This is a genomic window from Cupriavidus campinensis (assembly GCF_905397395.1).
Taxonomy (GTDB): Bacteria; Pseudomonadota; Gammaproteobacteria; order Burkholderiales; family Burkholderiaceae; genus Cupriavidus; species Cupriavidus campinensis.
This window is the reverse complement of sequence record NZ_CAJPVH010000134.1, coordinates 1-2,009: the sequence shown is the minus strand read 5'-3', so window position 1 is coordinate 2,009 and position 2,009 is coordinate 1. Positions and strand designations below refer to the sequence as shown.

Annotated in this window: 1 protein-coding gene; it reads right to left on the bottom strand. The window is 69.8% G+C overall.

Annotation, left to right across the window (positions count from 1 at the left end):
* Positions 1-110 precede the first annotated feature (110 nt).
* On the bottom strand, positions 111-1,679 hold the full coding sequence (locus KHO18_RS28165) for an MDR family MFS transporter (RefSeq protein ID WP_244845169.1): 1,569 nt from the start codon (positions 1,677-1,679) through the stop codon (positions 111-113).
* Positions 1,680-2,009 lie beyond the last annotated feature (330 nt).

Genomic DNA, 2,009 nt, shown 5'->3' with positions numbered 1-2,009 from the left:
CGCGCTGGCGCCCACCTTGCGCTGGGTACTCGGCCCCGGGCTCGCGGCCCGCGCCCGGCGGCGCGTGGCGCGCAGCGCGTAACGCTATGTAGAACGACTGCTATATAGAACTACTCCGCCGCGCTGGCCGCCGCCGATGCCGCCACGGGGCTGCCGCGCAGCGTGGTCTCGCGCAGCCGCATCACCAGGAACGGGGCAATCAGGGACACCGCCGCGCTGAACAGGAACAGCGTGCGGAACGCCTGCTCGGCCGCCACGCGCACCGCCGCCGCGTCGCCATCGCTGGCCGCACCCATGGCGCGCCGGAACATGCTCATCAGCACATCCTCGCCGCCGCCGAGGTCGCTCACGGCCATCCCACTATGGCGCAGCAGGGCAATCAACACCGTGGTCAGCACGGCCACGCCCACCGCCCCGCCCAGCAGCCGCGAGAAGGCGGTCAGCGCCGTGGCGATGCCCACCTGCTGCGGCGGCACCGAATTCTGCGTGGCAACGAGCCCGCTCGGCAGTTGCAGCCCGATGGAGAGCCCAAGCACGATCATCACCAGCGCGGACGCCATCACGGCGTGCGGCGGCATGAACGCCAGCGCCACGATGGCCAGCGGTGCGATGATCGAGCCGGCCAGCTGCATCGGCTTGTAGCGGCCGCTCCACGACATCAGCCGCCCGGAGATATAGGCGCCGAACGGAATCGCCAGCGTCAGCGGCACCAGCCGCAACGCAGCGGTGTCGGCATGGGCGCCGCCCACCACCTGGAAACGCAGCGGCAGCAGCACCGACATCGCAATCAACTGGAAGAAGCACAGGAACAGCGTGGTGCAGCAGATGGCCACGGTGGGCACACGCAGCATCGAGAGCGGAATCACCGGATCGACGGCGCGCCGCTCCTGCCAGACGAACAGCACCATGCCGACGACGCCCGCCGCCAGCAGACCAAGCGTGTGGAGCTCCAGCGGCGAGTGGCCCTGCCCCAGACGGGTCAGGAACACCAGCACGCCCGAGAGCCCGCCGCCGAACAGCAGCGCGCCGAGGTAGTCGATGCGGTGCCGGCGCCCGCCCACGGGCAGGTGGCGCAGGGCGCGGCGCACCACCACCAGCGCCAGCAGGGACAGCGGGATGTTGATCCAGAAGATCCAGCGCCAGGACAGGAAATGCGCCAGGTAACCGCCGATGACCGGGCCGGCCATGCTCGCCACGGCCCAGACCCCGCTCACGTAGCCCTGGTAGCGGCCACGCTCGCGCAGCGGCACCACATCGGCGATGGTCGCCTGCGAGACCGAGATCAGCCCGCCGCCGCCCAGGCCCTGCAGGATGCGGGCGAGGATCAGCATTGGCATGGTCGTGGCCATGGCGCAGAAGATCGACGCCAGCAGGAACAGCACGATCGAGAACGAGAGGACGGAACGGCGCCCGAGCACGTCGGACAGCTTGCCGTAGATCGGCGTCACCACGGTGGAGGCCACGAGATACGCCGAGATCACCCAGGCCATGTCCTCGAAACCGTTCAGCTGGAGGGCGATGTCCGGCAGCACCACGGCCACGATCGACTGTTCCAGCGCACCGAGCAGGATGGCCAGCATCAGACCGAACAGCACCTGCATGACGGGCACGTCTGGCGGCGGGGTATCAGGGGCGCGAGCGGGCTGCGGGGGGGAAGACGGCACGGAAGAGGCGGACATGGAAGGCCTGCGTGGCAGACGGCGGCGCGACCGGCCGTGCCTGCTCTTGTGTGGTCAAGGAGAGCCGGTATTGTAGGCGCATGCCGCCGGCCCTGCTTGCCGAAGTGCCGTATGGCTTACAGGCGGCTTACAGGCTACCTTCAGGAGGACACCGGGCGACGCCGGGCGCCGCCTGAAGGTGGGACCACTACTATCGATCAGAAGATCAGAAGGCCAGAAGATCAGAAGGTTTCCCAGTCGCCGGCCTCGGCCATGGCAGGCGCGGGCGCGGCGGCGGGACGCCGGCGGGCCGGCGTGGACAGCACGGGCTCCTTGCGCTGCGGCGTCACC

What these genes read in the sequence shown, in the direction of transcription:
- KHO18_RS28165 (WP_244845169.1), bottom strand. Translation starts at nt 1,679, where the DNA reads ATGTCCGCCTCTTCCGTGCCGTCTTCCCCCCCGCAGCCCGCTCGCGCC.